Origin of the sequence: Streptomyces actuosus (genome assembly GCF_016921115.1) — a bacterium.
GTDB lineage: Bacteria > Actinomycetota > Actinomycetes > Streptomycetales > Streptomycetaceae > Streptomyces > Streptomyces actuosus_A.
This window is the reverse complement of the sequence record NZ_JAFFZS010000001.1, coordinates 1-19,685: the sequence shown is the minus strand read 5'-3', so window position 1 is coordinate 19,685 and position 19,685 is coordinate 1. Positions and strand designations below refer to the sequence as shown.

The window sequence follows — 19,685 nt, the reverse complement described above, 5'->3', positions numbered from 1 at the left end:
GCGTCTTACGGATCGGTGACGTCAGCCGGTCGCTTGTCAGGGCCGTCCCGGTCGGGGACACCGAGAACCGGAGACGGGCCCCTGCTACGGCAGCTCTTGGACGAGGTGCTCTCCCACGTCCGGGACGAGGAGAACACCTCGATACGCGGTGGCGAGGAGCACTTGCGGCAACTGCCCGCCGTGCCCGTCCCCGTGCGGGTCTCGACGCACACGTGCGCAGTGCGCGTGAGAGGGACCGTTCGGTCAGAACACGGAGTTTGACACGTCTGGGCAGACGGACGCGGGGAGCGTGGAGGCAGAGACCGTCGCGGCCTATGCCCGTGTCGCTACCACGGCCTCGCCAAGACCCGGCTCCGACACCAGCTCACGGCTACCGCCCTCGATCTCGCACGATTCACGCCTCGACCAGCGGCAGACCGAGGTCCCGCACCCGCACCAACCACCTGGAGCGACTCCGTCCCGCCGAGCTCACACTCGGCGGGACGCATTGACCAACGGCATCCCTGATGAGGTCCGGGGACATCGGGGCCGCTCCAGGTGCGCCGCGGGCGGCGGGGCCGGGTCCCGCTACGGCATCCGTGTCCTCCAGATCCCGCGGCCGTGCGTGGCGACGTACACCTCGGTGCCGTCCGGGCTCGGCGAGAGGTACACCGCCGGCGAGGTGGGCAGGTTCGTGCCCAGGCGGGCCCAGTGACCGGCCGAGGTGCTGGTGAACACACCCAGGTCGGTGGCGACCAGGAGGGTGCCGTCCCCGGTGACCAGCGCCGCGTTGGCCGGGGCGTCCGGGAAGGAGTCGGAGGCCGCGGCGTCGCCGCTGACGTCGGCCCAGGTCGTGCCGCCGTCTGTCGTCCGCCAGATGTGGCCGTAGCCGGCGCCGGGGCCTTCGTTCCAGTGCCGCGAGAAGCCGTTGACCACAGCGTAGACCGTCTGGCCGGAGGCGTCGGACAGGTCGATGGCCAGGCCGGAGATGTAGCGGTTGGGGAAGTCGCCGGGCAGGGTCACCTGGTGCCAGCTCCCGCCGAGGTCGGTGGCGATGCCGCGCCCGAAGGACTCGGTGACCGTGTAGCAGGGGCCGCACCAGGCCGCCCACGTCACATGATTGCGGCTGGCGATCGCCGAGGCCGAGTGACCGGCACCCAGGTCGTACAGCTTCGTCCAGTCGGCGCCGGAGGTGCTCTGCCAGGTCTTGGTGTTGCCCCAGACGTACTGGCCGCCCGCGACCCACAGGCCGTTCGGGTCCGTCTCGTCCGCGCTGAACGGCGCGATGAAGCGGGCTCCCGGGTCGCCCGGTGCGATGTCCGTGATCACGTCTTCGGATCCGTCGTCGCTGGCGGTGTAGCCGCAGTTGTCGGTGATCTGCAGGGCCAGGTCGACGTACTCGCCGACCGTCTGGCAGCCGTTGTCGGGGTTGACCAGCTGGTCGCCGCCGTCCCCGCCGAACGGGGAGACCATCTCACCGTCCGGATTCAGCTGCCGGCCCTGGTAGGTGGCGCCCCGGGGAGCGAGCAGCGAGACGCCGTTGTCCTGCAGGCCGCCCCAGACGGCGTCGCCGCTGCCGTCGGTCATCCTCCCCGCGCGCACCGAGTAGTACTGGAGGTTGCGCAGGGTCCCCGACGCGTTGAGGTTGCGCCAGCCGGTGGTGGTCTGCGCGGTCGGCCGGGCGTAGGCGCCGCCGTCGTTGCCGACGAACACCTCCGGCGTGCCGCCCTTCCACTGCGAGAAGGCCAGGGCGTGCTGGTCGGAGTGCATCACGTCGCCGTCGCAGGTGTTCACGGCCGGGTCGTACGAGAAGCACGGCATGCCGAAGTCCCAGTACCGGCCGATCGCCTTCCAGGTGGCGCCGCCGTCCCGGGACTCGAACATCTCCTCCAGACCCAGGTAGACGTGGTCCGGGTCGCTCGGGTCGACCGCGATGACCTGGTCGTACCAGGACTGGGAGCCGGGCTGGTAGCCGGTGCCGATCTCGCTGACCTTCATCGCGGAGCCGGTCGTCGACAGAGACGAGGAGGTCGCGATCTGCTTGAACGATCCGCCGGCGTCGCCGCTCCGGCTGACATACACGCCGGCGAGGACCGAGTAGACGCCCGCGCCGGAGGCCCTGGTCAGGAGTCTGGGCGACTCCATCGACACGTACAGCTTGCTGCCGTCGGCCGCGTAGGCGAAGGAGGCGTTGCCGATCTCGGCGGGGTTGATCGCGCCGGTCGGGTTGGCCCGCTTCCAGGTGGTTCCGGCGTCGTCGGAGTAGTAGAACCCGTTGTAGTCGGCGCCGCTGCGCCAGGCCACGTTGGCCAGGAGCGCGGTGCCGTCGCTGCCGGGGCGAACGGCGATGTCGTTGGCGATGTCCGCGTAGTGGCTGTCCACCCCGCAGCTCACTCCGTCGACGCCGACGCCCGCGCAGGGGGCGAGGACCTTCGTCCACGCGGTGGACTGCCCGGCCGCCAGCGGGCGGCGGAAGACCCCGTGCGAGGAGGCCGCGAAGACGTACCCGGCGGCCGGGTCGAAGGTGACGGTGTGGATGGAGGCCGAGTCCAGCTCCGTACCGCCCACCTTGTCGCTCTCGCTGAAGGTGCCGGTGACCGGGTCCGCGAGGCGGTAGACGCCGCTGCCCAGGTAGTTGTCGGAGGCGGTGGTCGCTTCGCCGGTGGCCAGCCACAGCGAGCCGTCGGGCGCGACCGCGAGGGCGCCCACCGACAGAGCGGGCAGCCGGTCGGCGATCGGTGCCCAGGTTGCGCCGTCGTCGGTGGAGCGGAACACACCGCCGCCTGCGGCGCCCGCGTAGACCACGCCCCGGTGGGTCGGATCGGTGGCCAGCGCGGCGATACGCCCCGCCGAGTGGCCCGCACCGCCACCGGAGTTGGACGCCGACCGGTCGCGGTAGTGCAGCGCGTCCTCGTTGTACGGCGAGGTGGTGACCTCGTTCCAGCTGCCGGACGCCACCGGCATGTGGGTGATGTGCGCCCACGCGTCGGCGTACGCACCCGGCGCGATCCGGCCGCCGGGGGAGAGCCTCGGTTCGTTGAACGCGTCGAGGGACTCCATCAGTTCATGGGACTCCTCGCCCGCCAGGTCATGGCGACCGGATCCCGTCTCGTCCGCTCCGTACGCGGTGACAGGTCCCGTCCCCGCTATCAGGAGCGCGGCGGCGACGGCGGCGAAAGCCGCCCGACCGCTCCTCTCCGCCCCGCGGCGCGGTCTGCGCCGTGCGGAATACACACGCATGCCTTGTCTCCGGCTTCTTCGGCAGGAGCGGCGGCCGCCCCTACGGCCGCACCTGATCTCCTACTGCCGAGTGCCGGAACCGTACTGCCGTTCCTCCGCCCAACCCCAGGGGCTCACAGCAATTTTATAACCTAACAATCGTAACGAACAGCAAAAATAGCGCTGTTCACCTCACAGGACACTGAAGGACCGCACGCCCCACTCCAACCAGCGCACCCGGCCCGCGCTTCGTCACCCACGGCCTCGCGTCCAGCGGAAGGCGGCGCTCACCTGACCGGACGTGCAGGTGCGACACCACCACCCCGTCGGCCCCCGCACCGCGCCCATCAGAGGTGAGCTGCCGGGCTTGGCCCGGTCGCCGGCGTCGGGGCGCGCGGCTTCTTCGCGCGGACACTTCCTGGGGCTCCTTCGTCCGTTCGAACACGCCGGAGGGCGTGGTCCGGGCGGCGTGGAGTGTCAGGGAGCCCGGGTATGGGGTTGCACGGGTGGTGAGGCGTTCCCAGCCGCAGTGGGCGATCTCGGCTTCCGCTGGTCGGTGAAGGGTGCCTGCGTGAGGAGGGAGCGTGCGGCGCCGTTGCTGGTAGTGGAGTGATCGGGGTCGGGTCGACGTGCAGGGCGGCGATCTCGTCGAGGAGGCGCATGGCATCAGCGGAGGGGCCGGGCTGGTCGAGCTGATCAGCGATGGCCAGCGTCTCGCCGGCGAGGGCAGCAGCCTCAGCCAGGGCACCCTGGTCGCGCTGGACGGTGGCGAGGTTCAGGCAGGTCAGCGCCACGTAGGGGCGCGCGCCGAGGTCATGGTTGCGGACCAGCGCCTCCCGCAACAACGTCTCGGCTTCCGCCGGGCGGCCGGCGACCAGGGCGAGACGGCCGAGTTCGCGACTGACCGTACCGGAGAAGTAGGCCGTGGGTGTGCCGAGCGCTCCTGGGTACGGCCGGAACAGTGCGAGCTGGTCGAACACCAGCCGCGCCGCCTCGGCGTCGCCGATCATCTCGATGAGGTCGACCAGGTGCAGCAGCACCCCCGGCCACGTCGGGTGCGTCATCGGGATCGGCAGCAGCGCGCGCAGCCCGGTGTAGGCCTCCCGTGCCTCGTCCAGCCGCCTCGCGAGGAACAGCGCCCGGGCCCGGACCGACAGGATCAGTGGCTCTCTCGGCGCCCGGTCGAGGTCGCGCCACATCTCCTCGGGCAGTTCCTCGGGGGCACCGCGCACCAGAGCCAGCTGCTGGCACAGTACGTGGTTCATGGCGATCGCGGTCTGGTCTCCGCTGGCCAGGGCGAGTTCGGCGGCTTCCTCGTTGTACCGGCGAGCAGCGGCGAACTCTCCTACCTGAACGGCCTGGGAGGCGGTGACGCGCAGCAGGTGCCAGCGAGTGAGCGGCAGTGCGGACCGGGCCGTGATCGCCTTGATGCCGCTGATCGCATCGGTCACCAGGTTCAGCCGCCCCAGCAGGTACCCGGCTTGGATACGCCACTCGTGGCCCAGCACCGCGGCGAGCGGGTCGCCGAGCTGCTCTGCGCGGGACACGGACAGCTCACCCAGGCTCAGGCGTTCGGCGGTGTCGTCCGGATGGGCCAGGGTCATCTCCCTGGCCCGAGCCGCGTCGAGTTCGGCCCGCAGATCGCCGGTTGCCTCGGCCAGATCGAGGGCGGCGCGGGCGTGCTCGGCCGCCATCCCGGGCGAGCCCAGATCGGCCGAGGCACTGGCGAGCTGGGCGAGCAGCCGAGCACGCACGGCCCCTGATAGGCCCTCGACGGCCAGTGCCGCCCTGCACAGCCGACTGATCGTCTGTGAGGCCCGAGGGAATGTGACGCCCTGCAACACCAGGGCGACCTCGGCGAGCAGAGCCGGCTGGCCGGTTGCGTTCGCTGCGTCGGCCGCTTCGGTGCAGTGCCTCAGGCTGGCGTCGTACCGCCCGGCAAGGTACTCGGCACGGGCCAGCTCGATGAGGGCCGGGGCACGCTGCGGATCGGTCGGGCCGAGTACGGCGGCGGCATCCGCAAGGTACCGAGCGGCATCTGTGTAGGCGAGCCGGTCGCGGGCCTGGTCCGCTGCGATCCGGGACCAGTGTGCGGCGGCGGCACGGTGGCCGGGCCCCCTGCCGGCCAGTCGCCAGTGCGCCGCGATGCGGGCTGCCGCGCCCGCGCCTTCGGCCTGCTCCAGGGCCAGTGCGGCTGCTCGATGCAGGGCACGGGCGACGGCTGGATCGGTTCGGCCGAGTATCTCGTCGCGTACCAGATCGTGGGTGAAGCGGTAGGTGCGTCCGGCGCCGGTGGTCTCTGCCGTGTTGAGGACACCGGCGTGCCAGGCCGCAGCCAGCGCCTGGGCGACGAGGGTCTCGTCCAGGTCCGGCAGGACTGCGGCGAGATCGGTGGCATCCACCCGTTCGTCGAGCACGGCCGCGGCACGCATGACGCTCCGCTGCTCGGCCGTGAGTCCGGTCAGCAGCCCGCTGACGATGGTGCTGAGGTCGGCTCCGTGCGTGCGCAGTGCCGTGACGAGCAGCGGCAGCCCACCGGTACGCCGATACGAATCCGCCGCGTTCGGCTCGCCGACGCACTGTGCGACCTCCTCCCGGGTGAAGGGGGCCAGCCGCAGCACGTCGGGCCAGTAGCAGCCCAGGCTCCCGAGCGCTCCGGCGGCTTCTTCGGGCACCGGCTCCCGGAAGGTGCCGAGCACGAGCAGCCGGCACTCGGCCGCCACGCCGGTCTTCACCTGCAGCAGCAGGTCGAGACTGGCGGTGTCGGCCCAGTGCAGGTCTTCCAGCAGGACGATCAGTGGGCGTTGGGAGGATGCTACGGCCAGCGCCTCACCGATCCCGGCCAGTTCCATGAAACGTGCCGTCGCCGCGGTGGCCGGATCCGTCGCCTCCCATGGCCGGTGCCCCGGCGCGGCCCCGGCTCCCGGCCGCGGCGCGGCGGTTCGCTGTGCTGCGCCACCAGGGGTGACCCCCGCAAGGCGTAGCGCTCGCTGCCAGGGCCAGAGTGGTGGCGCCACCGCGTCTCTGGGGCAATGGCCTCGTACGACGGTGAAGCGCGCGGAATCGGCGTGGCGGCGCAGCGCCTCGGCCGCGAGGGTGCTCTTGCCGATGCCTGCCGGGCCGGCAAGCAGCACTACGGATCCGGCGCCGGTCGCCGCAGCCTCGATCCGCTCTGCGAGAGCCGCGAGTTCGGTCATCCGCCCGATGAAGTCTTCCCGCGGGTGCACCGGGCGTTCGCCACGATGGCGGTCGGGCACTGCCGAGGCGCTCCGGTCCGGCTCCCGCCGACGCTGGTCGTGCGCCGCCTGCCCGGCCTGTTGGACCTGTGCCGGTGACTGCTGTGCCGGGGGTTCAGGATCGGGCGGGGAGGCGCGGGCGGCCCGCAGGCAGCGCCGCCACTGCTCCTCGTCCAGCAGTGCCGCTGGGATCTGCCGGCCGCGGCAGTGGTTGAGCAGCACCCGGACCAGGAGCAGGAACGCCATCTCCGACTCAGGTAGATGGCGGCCCTGCTTCCAGTCGCTGACCCGCCGTCCCGAGATGGGCCGGCTCCGACCGGCGGGGCGACGCCGGTTGACCTCGGCCACCGCACTCTTGATCGGAAGATCCGCCGCGAGTCCCAGCAGCTCGCTCAGCCGGTCGGCGAACACCCGCCTGGGTGTCGGCTCCGCCTTGCCCATGTCCCGTCCCCAACAGACCGCCATGTCCGGACCGGTCCGGTCCGGAGAAAAGAGCGTAGGCCCTTCACCAGCGGCAATACCCACGCCGTGCGTGAACCGGCCCCAATCGTCGCGTACCGCCTGCATCAATAGGCGTGCATCAGCCGCCCGGTCGCACCGTCTGCACACTCCGGCCGGGCTCCGGTCGGCCGCGACTGCACCGGCCGGAAGGAGAGACAGAGAGACAGGGGAGAACATGGCCTGGTTACCGGCGCTACGTCAGGGGTGGAGGCCCGCAACTTGGCACAGAACAGTCGTGCTGACCGCCCTGGGCGTGGCAGCGAGCATGCTGTTCACCCTCGGGGCCTCGAGCTGCGCGGGCGGCAGGGTCACGGTGAAGGCACTCGCCCGGGGTGCCACGAACAGCTCACCCTTCTTCCGCGCGGCCGGTCTGGCCGTCGACCTCATCGGCACGATCTCCGCGCTGGAGGGCGGTTCGAAGTCGGGAGCCACGCCGGGGCTCTACGGCGGGACGCGGCGGAAGTCCAGCTGCGACAAGGGGCAGCTCATCAAGTACCTGAAGGAGAACGGGGAGAAGGCGGCGGCTTGGGCAGAGGTCCGGGGGATCGGCATGCAGCAGATCGAGAGCTACGTCGACAAACTCACTCCCGTGCTCCTGCGCAACGACACCCTTGTCGAGAACTACGACTACGACACACGGAAGAAGGAACCAACGCCGTTCTACGCACTGCTCGAAGCCGGGGTGGCCGTCCTCATCGATGCCTACGGCCTGCCCGTGGTCCAGTGCCGCTGCGGTAACCCGCTGCGCCGCTTCGACATGCCGCGTGACGACGTGGAGGTCGACTTCGACGCGGACCGGGTCGCGGGCAACAAGCGTGGGAAGGGCGAGAAGGGCAAGGAATGGAAGGGATTCGACAGGAAGAGGATCGTGAAGGTCGAGCCGGCCGAGAAGAAGCTCGATGCCGTCCTCCTCGTCGAACACACCGAGGACGGAGAGACCAAGGGCCTCGAACGGCCACCCGGTACATCCGGTGAACAGGACCAGGTGCTGAAGGTCGACCCGGGCACCGAGGAGAACGCCGAGGTGCCGGACGTCGTGGGCAAGCCGGCCGATGAGGCTGAAGCGAGCCTGCGTGAGGCCGGGTTCGGCGTCGAGACTGCTGCCGCGGGACAAGGCGAAGCGGAGTCCGCCGGGCCCGGCCGGGTGGTACGGCAGGACCCTGAGCCCGGCACCGTCGCGCTCAGGGGGATGACGGTCACGCTGTACCGGGCGGAGGAGGCGGGCAGGCCGGAGGCTGCTTGCGCCGAAGTAGGCGTCGACTTCGGCGCGTACGACCCGCTCGAACGCGGATCGACAGGCGCGCTGGTGGGGGCCGCGCAGTGTCTGCTGATGGCGGCGGGCTACGATCCGGGCCCGGTGGACGGGGAGTTCGGCGAGATGACGGCCGCCGCCGCGCTGAGCCTTCAGTCCGATCACGGCCTGCAGACCCTGGGCGTCGTCGGGCCGAAGACCTGGACCGTCCTGCTGTCCCGCGGCGACACCCCTGAAGTGCGGGCGGGTGCGAACGGCGAGGCTGTCACCCGGCTGCAGCGCGCCCTGACGGCTGCCCTGGGCGAGACCGTGGTCATCGACGGCGACTTCGGTCCGGCGACAGAGAACGCCGTGCGCTCGTACCAATCTTCCCGCGGCCTGGAGTCCGACGGCGTCGTGGGGCCGCAGACGTGGGCGGCTCTGCAAGCGGGACGGTGAGCACACCTGGAAGGCCGGGGCGGATTCGGGAACTTCGCCCCGGTGGGTGGACATGCTGAAACTGGATCTGCTTGATCCGGAGGAAGCGAGGACCCCGACGATGGCGATGAAGGACCACTCGGGCGAGTTCCCGCCCAAGCTGGTCGTCACCTACAACCACCGCCCCCGCACGGATCAGCAGGCCGGTCCGCCGTTCTTCAAGGACTCCAAAGGAACCGGGTACGTCAACACCCTTACACCGATGCTCCGGGACACCTTCGCCGACCCGAACAACGACACGGTCCAGGGCTTCTTCCAGATAGCCGACAACACCACGGGCACTCAGGTCGGAAGCGCCGTCCCCCCGCTGCCCCGGGCGGCCGACGCTCCCTTCGTGACCCCGGCCGGCACGGCCGCCCTGGCTGGTCGGACCACCTGACAGGGGCTGCGGCCCACGCCTCCGCTCCAAGATCCGCTGCTCGAGCACCGTGCGGACCGCAGGCCTGCGGCGCAGGCCCGGGCCGGGGCGGGCCACCGAAGCCGCTACCGCGACGCTCCCACCGGCCAGCGCCCTCGCCCTTGGCACCGGAGGCCTGGAACCTTCGCCCACACGGCTGCTTCCCGGCCGGGACCGCACGCGTCAGCATCGCGCAGCCCATGCCTTCCGCGATGTCCGCCATGCCCAGGCGGTAGGGGGACGTGCTGTCAGCCGTAGTGGGGAGACGCCGCTGCCGGGCGCTCACCAGTATCTGTCGCCATCGTGTACTCGATGTCCGGGAAGCAGGAAGGCGGGGCTTCCTGCGAGGTGACGCTGCCGATCCACCCGAGCAGGAAGGCGGCTGGCACGGAGATCAGTCCGGGGGTGTGGAACGGGTACCAGGCGAAATCTGTGTCCGGCCACAGTGCGTACGTGGTCCCTGAGACTTCGGGTGAGAAGACGGTGAGCAGTGTGCACAGGGCGAGTCCGCAGTAGACGGACCACAGCAGCCCTCTGCGGTTGAACTTCTGCCAGAAGAGGGAACAGATCAGTGCCGGGAAGATGCATGACGCTGCGACGTTGATGGCGAAATTGACCAGGAATTCCACCTGGTAGTGGTGTGTGGCGACGGACAGCGACAGTCCTGCGGTGCACAGGAGGACGACGGCCAGACGCAGGGTGCGTACCTCTGCTGTGTTGCTGTGACGACGCAGGCGTCGTGCGAACACGTCGCGGGTGAGGGAGACCGCTGCAGCGAACGCGACACTGGTCACGGCGGTGAACACCGCGAGGAAGGTGACACATGCGATGGTGGTGATCAGTGCGACGCGTGCTGATGAGCCGTCATCGAGTACGCCGGAGGCCAGGAGGAGCAGGGACGACTGTCCGTTGCCGTCGGCGGCGCCGATGTTCTTGCTGCCCAGGAGAGCCGCTGATGCGAACCCGGTGGCGATCAGGAGGACGGTGAACATGCCGACCAGGGCCGATGCGATGCTGATCGAGCGCCGTGCCGCCGGCCCGGATCGGGAGGCGCCGATGCGCAGGAGCAGGTGGGGTGCCACCGCGGTGCCGAGGATCGCGATGATGTGCTCGCCGACACTGTTGAGTGGTCTGAGGCTGGTCCAGTACGGCCATAGCCCGGGGCTCAGGTACTTGTCCGGTGCCAGGCTCCGGTTCACTGCGGCTCCCAGCAGGTGTCCCGGGTCCCACTCGAATCTCCTGAGCGCCAGCAGGGTGACCACGGCGAGTGTGATCAGGCAGAGGGGCACTTTGACGACCTGCATGAAGGTGATGCCTCTGAGGTCTCCGATGGCGGCGAAGCACGCGACGAGGAATCCGATGAGGATCGTGCAGATCAGCTGGGCGGAGTCGGTGGGCATGCCGATCAGGAGGGAGACGCTGATGCCGGCGGCCCGCAGCTGGACTGTGAGTACCGGAAGGGTGATGGCCAACGTCACCAGGGCGGCTGCGATCCTGGGGCCTGGGCCCGGTGCGCGGAGTGCGAAGAGTTCGCCGAGTGTGTAGCGCCCGGTGTTTCGTGTCCTCTGGGCGAGAAGCAGCATGACGCCCATGGTGAGGAGCACGTCGACGGCGACGGTGAAGCCGTCGTAGCCGAACAGTGCGATGCCGCCGGGGATCGCCAGCAGCGCGACGGCCGAGATTTGTTCGCCTGCCATGGCGAACCCGTTGACCGTGGGGGACAGGCGTCGGCCTGCTACGTAGAACCGGTCGGGGTCGTCCTGGTGGGCTGCGACGAGTGCGAAGAGCCACAGCAACGAACCGCTGACGAACAGGAGGAAGGCGATGATCACGGGCCGTCTGGCGTCGGAACCGATGGAGTCGAGCGCGCCCGTGCTGAGGATTGCCAGGGACATCGCTTCACCACCCGTGCCTGTTGCCGCCACCGGAGGTTCCCCGGTTCCCGGGCTGGGGCGTGCCGGACGTCACGGGCTGATCGAGGGGGTCGCAGGCGCGCGTGCATCGAAGCTCGTACCACCAGGTGCTGGTGACGAAGAGGACGCATTGCAGGAGGCCCCACACCACCCCGATGGTGAGGTGTCCGGCGACGCGCACGGAGGCCAGGTTTGTCGCGGGAAGCAGGGCGACGCTGACTGCGAGGGGAATCGCATTGACCGCCAGGAAGGTGCGTCGGGTGCCGTGCAGGGCCTCACGGAACGCGTGGCGTGGAGTTCGTGGGCCGTCGGCGGATGTCGGGGTGAAGGGTGAGTGCACGGAAGTCTCCGGCGGGTGAGAGTGGGTGGCCACGACGCGCAGCTCTTGGGCGCGGAGGCGGAAGAGGGGAAGGTCTCTGCCGGCCGCGTCGTCGTGGACGTCGTGTGGTCAACGGCATGGAACGCATGGGGTCGAGACGAGGGGGGAAGCGGGGGAGGACCCGTCCGAGGAGGGGACTTGGGTGCGCGGTGCTCGCCGCCCGGCCGAGGACGAGGTACTCGCAGCTGCGACCGGCCGGGCGGACTCGGCTGCGTTTCCACCAGGAGTGGGAGTGGGAGTGGGCGGGGTGTCGGGGTGAGTTACGGGGCGGCTGTGCCGGACTCGGGGGTGGGGTGGCCGTGGCCGTAGGCGAAGAGAGGGTCTCCGGCGTCGCGGGGGACCTCCTCGCGGCCGTTGTCGACCCGCTCGGGGGTGCGGGGCAGCTCGAAGGGGAGGGTGGCACCGCCACCGTTGCCGTCCAGGACCGCATCGAGGACGGCCCGGTCGGTCGCGCCGAAGTCGCCGACGAACTGGGCGTGTCCGGCCAGGCCCGTGAGGATGGCGGGGCGTTCGCTGATCGACACGGCGATGATCATCGCCCCGGACGACGCTGCCGCGAGGATCGCGACCCCGTCCGTCGCTGCCAGGCCTTTCGGCAGGTCTATGTGGTCCTGGAGCAGGTACAGCAGGTAGCCGGTGACCATGAAGTAGCCGAGCATCATCAGCGCCCGGCTCAGGAACACCCATCGGAAGTCCGCGACGGCGAACGACGACAGGAGCGATCGCAGCTGCCGGCGCGCCGGCTGTCCGCCTGCCGCACTGTTCACCGTGGTGTCGGGCTGGGGGTCGTGGGTGAGGGTGACGAACAGCAGGGCGGCGGCGAGCAGCAGGGTTCCCAGGACCGCGTATCCGGTGGACAGCGCCTCGGTGAATCGGCCGGCCACGACGATGCCGGTGACCAGTCCGAGTGTTCCGGCCGCGCCGAGCACCGCCGAGACGCGTCCCTGGCGCTCCCGGGGTACCCGGTCGGGCGCCACGGCGGTGAGTGCGGCCTGGAACACGTTCGTGGCGGCCTGGGCCAGGCACCAGAGAACGATCAGCAGCGGCACTGTCGGGCTGAGGCCGAGCGAGACCAGGAACACCATCGCCAGGGCGGCGCCGCCGAGCAGCCACGGGTGACGGCGGCCGAACCGTGACCGGGTGCGATCCGACAGCGCGCCGCCCAGAGGGTTGAACAGGGTGGCGATCACGGCGCTGACGCCGGTGACGAGGCCGAGCAGCATGACCTTGTTGGCGGCGTCGATGCGCTCGACCTGCAGCGGAAGCAGCACGCCGATGACGCCACCGTAGATCGCGAACAGGGCGGTGTTCGCGATCAGCAGCAGCCACAGCAGCCACCGTGGGGAGGAGCACGGACCTGCCAGGTCTGGGACCGCCGGGGTGAGGGTGCTCATGCGGGGACCTTCTCGAGATGAGGACGGCGGGCGTCCCGGTGAGCCGGGGTACCTGGGATGCCGTGGGGCGTGGGTCAGTCCGCAGGGAGCCGGCCGGACGGGCGAGGGGAAGGGACGGTGGGGTGCCGGGTGCGGGCCCGCGCCGTGAGGCGTTCGGCCATGAGGATGCCGAGCAGAGCGCACAGCGCGCTCCAAGGAGGAGCCGGGCTGGGAACACCCAACAGCCGGAACACCGCTCCGGCCGGTAGCCCGGCGGCTGACGCGATGGCGCACCGGCGCAGTCGGGCGGTCATGTGAGGCAGTCCGACAGGCCGTACCCGATGAGCATGCCCGCCAGGCCGATCAGCCCGATGAGCGGTGGCGCGGGGGACCGCACCCGCAGCGCCGCGTACAGGACGCCGACGACCGCTCCCGCGCCGAACGACTGCACGCAGACGATCACGGGCAGCCCGGCCGAAGCGGTGCGGACCCTGCCCTGCGGGGGCGGACGAGCCGGCCGGACGTGTCATGGGCTGGCCTTGAATTCCTCGTGGAGTCGGGGCAGGAAGGACGCAAGGTGGTTCATCTCCGCGGCGCAGTGGTGGATCATGTCGGTGCCGATGGTGGCGGGTGTCAGCCGTGGCGCGGCTCTGGGGGCGAGCACGCGGCCGACCGCACGGCCCGGGGGTGAGGTGAGGGTGCGGGTGGCCAGGCCGGGTGGCAGCGCGTGGGCGGGCAGGTCCAGCAGTGCGCCGTCGCCGAGGAAGAACCGGGACCGCATCTCGGCGCCGTCCTCGGTGGGTCTGACCTGGTGGATCAGCCATCCGAAGGCCAGCGGGTGGGAGCTGAGGCCGACGCGGGCGCAGATGTGGGTGGTCCCGGTGACGGGGGTGATGCCCATCTTCTCGGGGTCCAGGAACCGGATCGCCAGTGCCTGCATCCGGCCGCCGATGTACTCGTCCACGTAGGAGACGTTGCCGATGTAGCGCTGCCGGTCGGTCAGGGTCAGGTCGGCGCCGCGGTCCAGGCCGAGCCTGCAGTACTGGTGGGCGTCCGGGTGCCACAGCTTGTACCGCGCGCTCTCACGGCTGTGCCAGCCGAACCACCAGTCCCACATGTCCGCGGTGGTACCGGGCATCGGGGTGTGGACGCTGACCATGACGCCCCCGCCGGGGAGGCGGGTCCAGCCGGTCTCCATGGCCTCGTACCCGGGCCGGGCCAGCCGGTCGGCGACCTCGTCGACCCCGTACCCGTACTCGGTCGGCGCCATCCCGCTGACCAGGGCGTGCACGACATGCTCCTGTACGGGCCGGGTCCGGGCCTGGAAGTAGCTCGCGTACGGCTGGGCCCGGTCGGCCTCCCGGTAGCCCAGGTAGCGCGGTTCGCGGGTGTGGTGGGCCGGTCTGGGCGCCCGGTCGGCGGCGCTGAGCTCGTATCTCATCGGGCTTCTCCCTCCCGGGTCTGCGCGGTGCGGACCGCGGTGCGGGCTGTGTCCAGCGGCGTGCCGAGCAGCAGCAGGTGGGTGAGGGCCACGTCGGCAGCGTCGCCGCCCCAGCGCTCGGTGGGCTCGGCGGACAGGAACATCAGCGCGGTGCTCTCCAGAGCCCGCGACAGCATCCCGGGGTCGAGGTCGTTGCCGAAGACGCCGCGTTGCTGCCCGTGCCGGATCAGCTCGGCGACGACCGCGTTGAACGGCTCCATCGCCGATGTCACGGCGTCGGGGGCACCCCGGCGGGCGAGCTCGACCACCACGGCGAACTCGCGTGCCGCGCCCCAGGTGCGCATCACCATCGCCGCCAGCTCCGCGCCGGGGTCGTCGGCCTCGACGTCGATGGGCCCCAGGTGCGTGACGAACTGCTCCGCCCCTGCCCGGACCAGGTCCGCGACCAGGTCCTGCCGGGTCGGGAAGTGGCCGTACAGGGTGCGGCGCACCACCCCGGCCACCGCGGCGATGTCGTCCATGCTCGCGTCCGGGTCAGCGGCCAGCACCTCCCTCGCGGCGCTCAGGATCGACAGCCGATTGCGTTCCCGGGCTCTCAGCGTCCGGTTCGTTGCAGCGGGCACCGCTCTGCCTCCTCTTGCCTGCGGACACCTACTATTTTTACACGGCCCGAGCAAGTTTGCGCAAGGCATGCATTTTTTGGCACCCGTGCTGCCCCGAAGGTGCGGGAGGTGCCCCACGCCGCACCGGCCGTAAGCCCGCGAGCGCCCCGTCGAGGACTCCCGGCCCCGCGTCCCCGAGTTCGTCGAGCGGCGGGGGTCCGCGGAGAACACACCGGGCAGATGGCCTTCGTGCTGGTCACGTCGGTGGGGACGCTCGCGTCGAGATCCCGGCGGAGGCCCGAAATCCCCTTCGCTCGTGATGGCCGGCTCAGGGCATTCTGGGCTCATGCTGACGGACGATCAGGTCACCCGGTTCATCGAGGACGGTTTCGCCAAGGTCGAGCAGGCGTTCCCCGAGAAGGTGGCCGCCGAGTGCCTGGCCATCCTCTGGAGGGAGACCGGCCGTGACCCTGATGACCCGTCCACCTGGATCAAGCCGGTGACAAGGATCAGTGCCCGGCCGCGGTTCCTCGCTCAGCCGTGCCTGTACCCGGCTGAGCCGTACGACGTGGACCGTGGGATCTCGCCGGTCGAGCAGGCGATCCGTCGAGGCCTGGGCCTGTAGCAGGGGAGGCACGGCCGGGAGCCCCCAGGGCCACGGGACCGGCCGAAGCCGCGTCGTGGCCGCCACCCTTCAAGCCGTCCGCACAGTGCCGCTCGGGCACCGGTGGAGCGCGGCCTTCTGGGATCTGGGGCCTTGCTGTGGATCAGACCGGGGCTGCCGCCCCGCCCATGGGGAGAGCTCGGCGTACTCGGTCATGCCGGCGGGTGGGTGATGGGGCGGTCGGCGGCTCCAGCGGCGAACGGTGGGGCCGCGGACGGCGCGACGCCCGCGTCGCCACCGGGGCTCGCGGCCGCCGCACCGGGCGCGGTGCCCCGGGCCGGGTGCGCGGGGCCTGACGGAATCGCGGGCGCGGCATCGCCGCGGGTGGGACCGGACGTGCCGCGGGGCCGCTCTCGGGTGACTCGGGTCAGACGGCGGGCCGCGTGGCGAAGACGCGCTCCAGCAGTGCGGACAGGGTGTCCCTCTCCTGCGGGCTCAGCTGCTCCAGACCCGCGACGGTGTGGTGCATCTTGCCGCGGATCGTGTCGATGACCCGCTCACCGTCTTCCGTCAGGGCGACGTTCTTGACACGCCGGTCGGACGGGCTCGGTTCGCGGCGTACCAGGCCGCGCTTCTCCAGTCGGTCGACGATCCCGGTCATGTTGGAGGCGTCGCAGGTCAAGGTGGTGGCCAAGGCGCTCATGGACGCGGCTCCGCGACGCAGCACGGTGAGGGTCTTGCCCTGGCTGGGCGTGAGGTTCTCGCTCGCGGCGGCAACCGTGAAATCGCCGTAGTAGGAGGCCAGCGTGACGGAGAACAGCTCCATGAGGTGAGCCGTGTCGGTGCGGGCGGTTCCTGTCATGCGCGTCACCCTACGCCAGGAAACTTGACGATCTCAAGCATTGATGGCTACCGTCCCGCCATTGCTTGAAGTTCTCAAGTATCGACGTTCTCAAATAGTTGATCCGGGCTCTCACGGAGCTCACCGGGTCATGGACAGGGAGACTCTTCGTGTCTCAGGCACAGCAGGCGGCTCCTCCACGACGCTCGGGAGACACCGCGGTCGTCCTGGTGCTCGGGCTTGCCGCCATGGTCGTCTCGATGATGCAGACCCTGGTCGTCCCGATCCTGGGCATCATCCAGAACGACCTCAGGGCCACGACCGCCGACGTCAGCTGGGTGGCCACGGCCACGCTGCTGTCGGCGGCCGTCTTCACCCCGCTGTTCGGCCGCTTCGGCGACCAGCACGGCAAGAAGCCCACCCTCGTGGGCGTACTGATGGTGATGGTCGCGGGTTCCGTGCTCGCCGCCACGACCACCTCGCTGACCTGGCTGATCGTCGGCCGAGTGATGCAGGGAGCCGCCACCGCGATCTTCCCCCTGGCCCTCTCCATCCTGCGAGAAGAAGTCAGGCCGGAACGGTTGCACGGTGCGATGGCCCTGGTCAGCGGCACCCTCGCGTTCGGAAGCGGACTCGCGCTGGTCGGTGCGGGGCTGCTCACCCGGGGCTCCCACCCGGACTACCACCGGGTCTTCTGGCTCGCGGTCCTGCTCGCAGTGGTGGCGCTGGCGGGTGTGCTGTTCGTCGTGCCCGCCTCCCGGACGAAGACGGGCGGGCGCACGGACTGGCTGGGCGCCCTCACTCTGGGAGCGCTGCTGGTGCTGATCCTTCTCCCCGTCTCGCAGGGGCACCAGTGGGGATGGGCCTCCGGCCGTACGCTCGGTGCCTTCGCCGGGGCTGTCGTGATGGGGATGGTCTGGGTCCTCGTCGAGCGCCGGGTCGCGGAGCCGATGGTGGACCTCAAGATGTTCGTCCACCCGCCGGTCCTCTTCACCAACCTGGCCGGACTGATGCTGGGATTCGCCATGTTCACCCAGTTCCTCGGCGTCTCGTATCTCGTCCAGATGCCGGACAGGCTCATCGGCTACGGCTTCGGAGCGTCCGTCCTCGAGGCATCCGTGGTGTACCTGCTGCCGACGGCACTCGTTTCCCTGCTCGGTGCCCAGGTCGGCGGCGTGCTGGTCCGCCGTCTCGGCGCGCGCGCCACGCTGGCCGTCGGCGCCTGCTGCGGCGTGCTCGGCTTCACCTGGCTGAGCGGCGCGCACGACACCACGGCCTCGGTGATCGGCGCCGGCATGATCATCGGGCTGGCGATCAGCTTCGGCTACGCCGCGATGCCCGCTCTCATCGTGGCCGGCGTCCCGTCCCACCAGACGGGCATCGCCAACGGCATCAACTCGATCTCCCGCTCGGTCGGCAGCGCCGTGGCGAGCGCGGTGATCACCTCGCTGCTCGCGTCCAAGACCGTCCCGGTGCCGCAGGGCGTGCCCGCGCTGCCCGCCGAGAGCCAGTTCACGTTGAGCTTCGTCATCGCCGGAGCGGCCTTCCTCCTGGTCGTGGTCATCGCGCTCCTCGGGCTCGAGCCGGACCGCGTGCCGCGGGCTGCCGAGCCGAGTACGGCCGCCGAGCCCCCGGCGGCGCAGGGTGCGGAGGCGGAATCCGCCACGGCGGCCGTGTGAGCGGGATCCACCGACCTGCCCCGCCGCCGTTCCCGAGCCCGCCGCGTCCGGCGGCACGGCTGAACCCCTTCTCCCCGAAAGGCATGCGACGTTGAAGACCTCGGACCATTCCGGCCACCGGCCCGTTCACACACCGGTGGACCACCGGGCCGCGGTGGCGGCCGAGACCGCCCGGTTCGTCGCCGCGGTCGAGGGCGCCGACCCGGCGACGCCCGTGCCCGGCTGCCCCGGCTGGACCCTGACCGATCTGATCAGGCACACGGGCAGCGTCCAGCGTTGGTTCTCGGTCCTGCTGCGGACGCGCGTCCAGCAGCCGCCGAGCACACGCGACGTGGACCTGGACCTCCCGGACCGGGAGGACGGATACCCCGGCTGGCTCACTGCGAGCGCGACCGTGGCCGCCGACGCATTCGCGGTCACCGAGCCGGATCTGCCGATGTGGGCCTGGGGAGCCGACCAGCACGCCCGCTTCTGGACGCGCCGGATGTTCTGCGAGACCCTGCTGCACCGGACCGACGCCGAATCGGCGCTCGGCCTGCGACCCGCGATCGACCGTCCGGCCGCAGTCGACGGAGTCGACGAGTTCCTGGTCAACCTGCCCTTCGCGGCCTTCTTCGCCCCCAAGGTGGCCGACCTGCGCGCCCCCGACCGAACGATCCTCTTCGACACCTCCGACGGGGACGACCGATGGCTGGTGCGCCTGCGTCCCGACGGCTTCGGGCTCGACACCACTCACGCGGCCGCGGACGCCTGCGACGCGGCCGTCCGGGGAACCGCCGCCGACCTGCTCCTGCTCGTCTACGGACGCACGTCGCTCGACAGCGGACTCGTCTCTGCCGAAGGAGACGAGGACCTGCTGGAGCGCTGGTTCGCCAACTCGGCCTTCTGACACGGCGCGGCCCGCCCGTTCCGAGGCCTGTGCCGCCCGGATCGGGCGCGGCGCCCGATGCTGTGCGGCCGTGCCGACACCGTGCGGGGTCGTACGGCGCCTCCGGGCGGGCAGGCGGGCTGCGGGCGCGCGCCTGCCCGGCCATGTCCGGTCGGTCCCGGCGGAAACGGGGCGTGGCGGACCGCCAGCGGTCGTCCTTCCGGACGATCCGCATGGCCGTGGTGACACTGCCCGCAGTCCGGAACGGTGTCTTGCCTGGACACGGCGGCCTCCACCGTCACCGTTCGCCACGACTGCTGGACGGCGAGCAGGACCACATCTCACGCTCCCTCAGGGAGCACAGGTGTGAACCGGCCGACCCGAGAGGTACGTCGCTCGTTCCTGTGGGGTGAAGTCTCGGTGGACGGCCCTGCAGATTCTCCTGATCGCATCGGTCTGACCGGGTAGAGCGACCTCCCACAGTCTTGCCCTGCGATCGATCCCACCGGTGGCCAGGCTGTGGCCACTGGGGCTGAACGCCACAGAGGTCACGTAGCCGAGATGGCCTGTGAGGGTGGTGCGGGTGCCTCCGGTGGCGACGTCCCACAGCTTCGCCGTGCCGTCTTCGCTTGCGGTGGCGAGGGTGTGGCCGTCGGGGCTGAACGCCACCGAGGTCACGCCGTCGCTGTGGCCGGTGAGCGTGGTGCGCAGGTGGCCGGTTCCCATGTCCCACAGTCGCGCTGTTCGGTCTTCGCTTGCGGTGGCGAGGGTGTGGCCGTCGGGGCTGAACGCCACCGAGGTCACGCCGTCGCTGTGGCCGGTGAGCGTGGTGCGCAGGTGGCCGGTTCCCATGTCCCACAGTCGCGCTGTTCGGTCTTCGCTTGCGGTGGCGAGGGTGTGGCCGTCGGGGCTGAACGCCACCGA

General features: G+C 70.7%; 15 protein-coding genes. 5 read left to right on the top strand and 10 right to left on the bottom strand.

Features of this window, described 5'->3' with window-relative positions:
- Nucleotides 1-567: 567 nt before the first annotated feature.
- Both JS756_RS00075 and JS756_RS00070 read right to left on the bottom strand, forming a co-directional pair.
- The gene (locus JS756_RS00075; protein ID WP_205380777.1) at nucleotides 568-3,219 is read right to left on the bottom strand and encodes a beta propeller repeat protein; all 2,652 of its coding nucleotides are present in this window, start codon (nucleotides 3,217-3,219) and stop codon (nucleotides 568-570) included.
- Nucleotides 3,220-3,545: 326 nt separating this feature from the next.
- A complete protein-coding gene (locus JS756_RS00070) occupies nucleotides 3,546-6,875 on the bottom strand; it encodes an AAA family ATPase (protein ID WP_205380776.1) in 3,330 nt (1,109 codons plus the stop codon).
- 295 nt (nucleotides 6,876-7,170) lie between these two features.
- Between JS756_RS00070 and JS756_RS00065 the strand changes: the two genes are divergently transcribed.
- Together JS756_RS00065 and JS756_RS00060 are read left to right on the top strand one after the other, a co-directional pair.
- On the top strand, nucleotides 7,171-8,625 hold the full coding sequence (locus JS756_RS00065; RefSeq protein WP_205380775.1) for a DUF6777 domain-containing protein: 1,455 nt from the start codon (nucleotides 7,171-7,173) through the stop codon (nucleotides 8,623-8,625).
- Nucleotides 8,626-8,677: 52 nt separating this feature from the next.
- Entirely contained in the window at nucleotides 8,678-9,043 is a 366-nt protein-coding gene (locus JS756_RS00060) for a hypothetical protein (protein WP_205380774.1), read from the top strand.
- Nucleotides 9,044-9,309: 266 nt separating this feature from the next.
- Here JS756_RS00060 and JS756_RS00055 read toward each other — a convergent pair whose 3' ends face one another.
- The 6 genes from JS756_RS00055 to JS756_RS00030 all read right to left on the bottom strand — a co-directional run bounded on the left by JS756_RS00055 (nucleotide 9,310) and on the right by JS756_RS00030 (nucleotide 14,790).
- Nucleotides 9,310-10,956, bottom strand: a complete 1,647-nt coding sequence (locus JS756_RS00055) for a sodium/solute symporter (RefSeq protein ID WP_205380773.1) — start codon at nucleotides 10,954-10,956, stop codon at nucleotides 9,310-9,312.
- 657 nt (nucleotides 10,957-11,613) lie between these two features.
- A complete protein-coding gene (locus tag JS756_RS00050; protein ID WP_205380772.1) occupies nucleotides 11,614-12,747 on the bottom strand; it encodes an MFS transporter in 1,134 nt (377 codons plus the stop codon).
- A 74-nt stretch (nucleotides 12,748-12,821) separates the two neighbouring features.
- Nucleotides 12,822-13,040, bottom strand: coding sequence for a XapX domain-containing protein (locus JS756_RS38000; RefSeq protein ID WP_205380771.1), 219 nt, complete (start codon nucleotides 13,038-13,040; stop codon nucleotides 12,822-12,824).
- On the bottom strand, nucleotides 13,037-13,177 hold the full coding sequence (locus JS756_RS00040; RefSeq protein ID WP_307790130.1) for a DUF1427 family protein: 141 nt from the start codon (nucleotides 13,175-13,177) through the stop codon (nucleotides 13,037-13,039). Before JS756_RS00040 ends, JS756_RS38000 begins: the two co-directional genes overlap by 4 nt.
- Before the next feature lie 75 nt (nucleotides 13,178-13,252).
- On the bottom strand, nucleotides 13,253-14,167 hold the full coding sequence (locus tag JS756_RS00035; protein WP_205380770.1) for a DAPG hydrolase family protein: 915 nt from the start codon (nucleotides 14,165-14,167) through the stop codon (nucleotides 13,253-13,255).
- The gene (locus JS756_RS00030; protein WP_205380769.1) at nucleotides 14,164-14,790 is read right to left on the bottom strand and encodes a TetR/AcrR family transcriptional regulator; all 627 of its coding nucleotides are present in this window, start codon (nucleotides 14,788-14,790) and stop codon (nucleotides 14,164-14,166) included. Before JS756_RS00030 ends, JS756_RS00035 begins: the two co-directional genes overlap by 4 nt.
- Before the next feature lie 325 nt (nucleotides 14,791-15,115).
- Here JS756_RS00030 and JS756_RS00025 point away from each other — a divergent pair, with 325 nt between their 5' ends.
- Complete coding sequence (locus JS756_RS00025) at nucleotides 15,116-15,394, top strand: phytanoyl-CoA dioxygenase family protein (protein WP_205380768.1); 279 nt, start codon at nucleotides 15,116-15,118, stop codon at nucleotides 15,392-15,394.
- Between the two features lie 406 nt (nucleotides 15,395-15,800).
- Here the strand turns inward: JS756_RS00025 and JS756_RS00020 are convergent, their stop codons facing one another.
- Nucleotides 15,801-16,235: a MarR family winged helix-turn-helix transcriptional regulator gene (locus JS756_RS00020; RefSeq protein ID WP_240203074.1), complete on the bottom strand. Its 435-nt coding sequence runs from the start codon at nucleotides 16,233-16,235 to the stop codon at nucleotides 15,801-15,803.
- A gap of 149 nt (nucleotides 16,236-16,384) precedes the next feature.
- On the opposite strand from JS756_RS00020, the gene JS756_RS00015 reads away from it, so the two are divergent.
- Together JS756_RS00015 and JS756_RS00010 are read left to right on the top strand one after the other, a co-directional pair.
- A complete protein-coding gene (locus JS756_RS00015; RefSeq protein WP_205380767.1) occupies nucleotides 16,385-17,893 on the top strand; it encodes an MFS transporter in 1,509 nt (502 codons plus the stop codon).
- Nucleotides 17,894-18,029: 136 nt separating this feature from the next.
- Nucleotides 18,030-18,782 (top strand): maleylpyruvate isomerase family mycothiol-dependent enzyme, encoded by a 753-nt coding sequence (locus tag JS756_RS00010; RefSeq protein WP_307790128.1) that lies wholly within the window; start codon nucleotides 18,030-18,032, stop codon nucleotides 18,780-18,782.
- 330 nt (nucleotides 18,783-19,112) lie between these two features.
- Here JS756_RS00010 and JS756_RS00005 read toward each other — a convergent pair.
- Nucleotides 19,113-19,685: WD40 repeat domain-containing protein (locus tag JS756_RS00005; RefSeq protein ID WP_205380765.1), on the bottom strand; the 573-nt coding region annotated here is incomplete at its 5' end.

Excerpts from the sequence above, each read along its gene's own strand:
- JS756_RS00075 (WP_205380777.1), bottom strand. The coding sequence starts at position 3,219 with ATGCGTGTGTATTCCGCACGGCGCAGACCGCGCCGCGGGGCGGAGAGG.
- JS756_RS00070 (WP_205380776.1), bottom strand. The coding sequence starts at position 6,875 with ATGGGCAAGGCGGAGCCGACACCCAGGCGGGTGTTCGCCGACCGGCTG.
- JS756_RS00060 (WP_205380774.1), top strand. The coding sequence starts at position 8,678 with ATGCTGAAACTGGATCTGCTTGATCCGGAGGAAGCGAGGACCCCGACG.
- JS756_RS00055 (WP_205380773.1), bottom strand. The coding sequence starts at position 10,956 with ATGTCCCTGGCAATCCTCAGCACGGGCGCGCTCGACTCCATCGGTTCC.
- JS756_RS00050 (WP_205380772.1), bottom strand. The coding sequence starts at position 12,747 with ATGAGCACCCTCACCCCGGCGGTCCCAGACCTGGCAGGTCCGTGCTCC.
- JS756_RS38000 (WP_205380771.1), bottom strand. The coding sequence starts at position 13,040 with ATGACCGCCCGACTGCGCCGGTGCGCCATCGCGTCAGCCGCCGGGCTA.
- JS756_RS00035 (WP_205380770.1), bottom strand. The coding sequence starts at position 14,167 with ATGAGATACGAGCTCAGCGCCGCCGACCGGGCGCCCAGACCGGCCCAC.
- JS756_RS00025 (WP_205380768.1), top strand. The coding sequence starts at position 15,116 with ATGCTGACGGACGATCAGGTCACCCGGTTCATCGAGGACGGTTTCGCC.
- JS756_RS00020 (WP_240203074.1), bottom strand. The coding sequence starts at position 16,235 with ATGACAGGAACCGCCCGCACCGACACGGCTCACCTCATGGAGCTGTTC.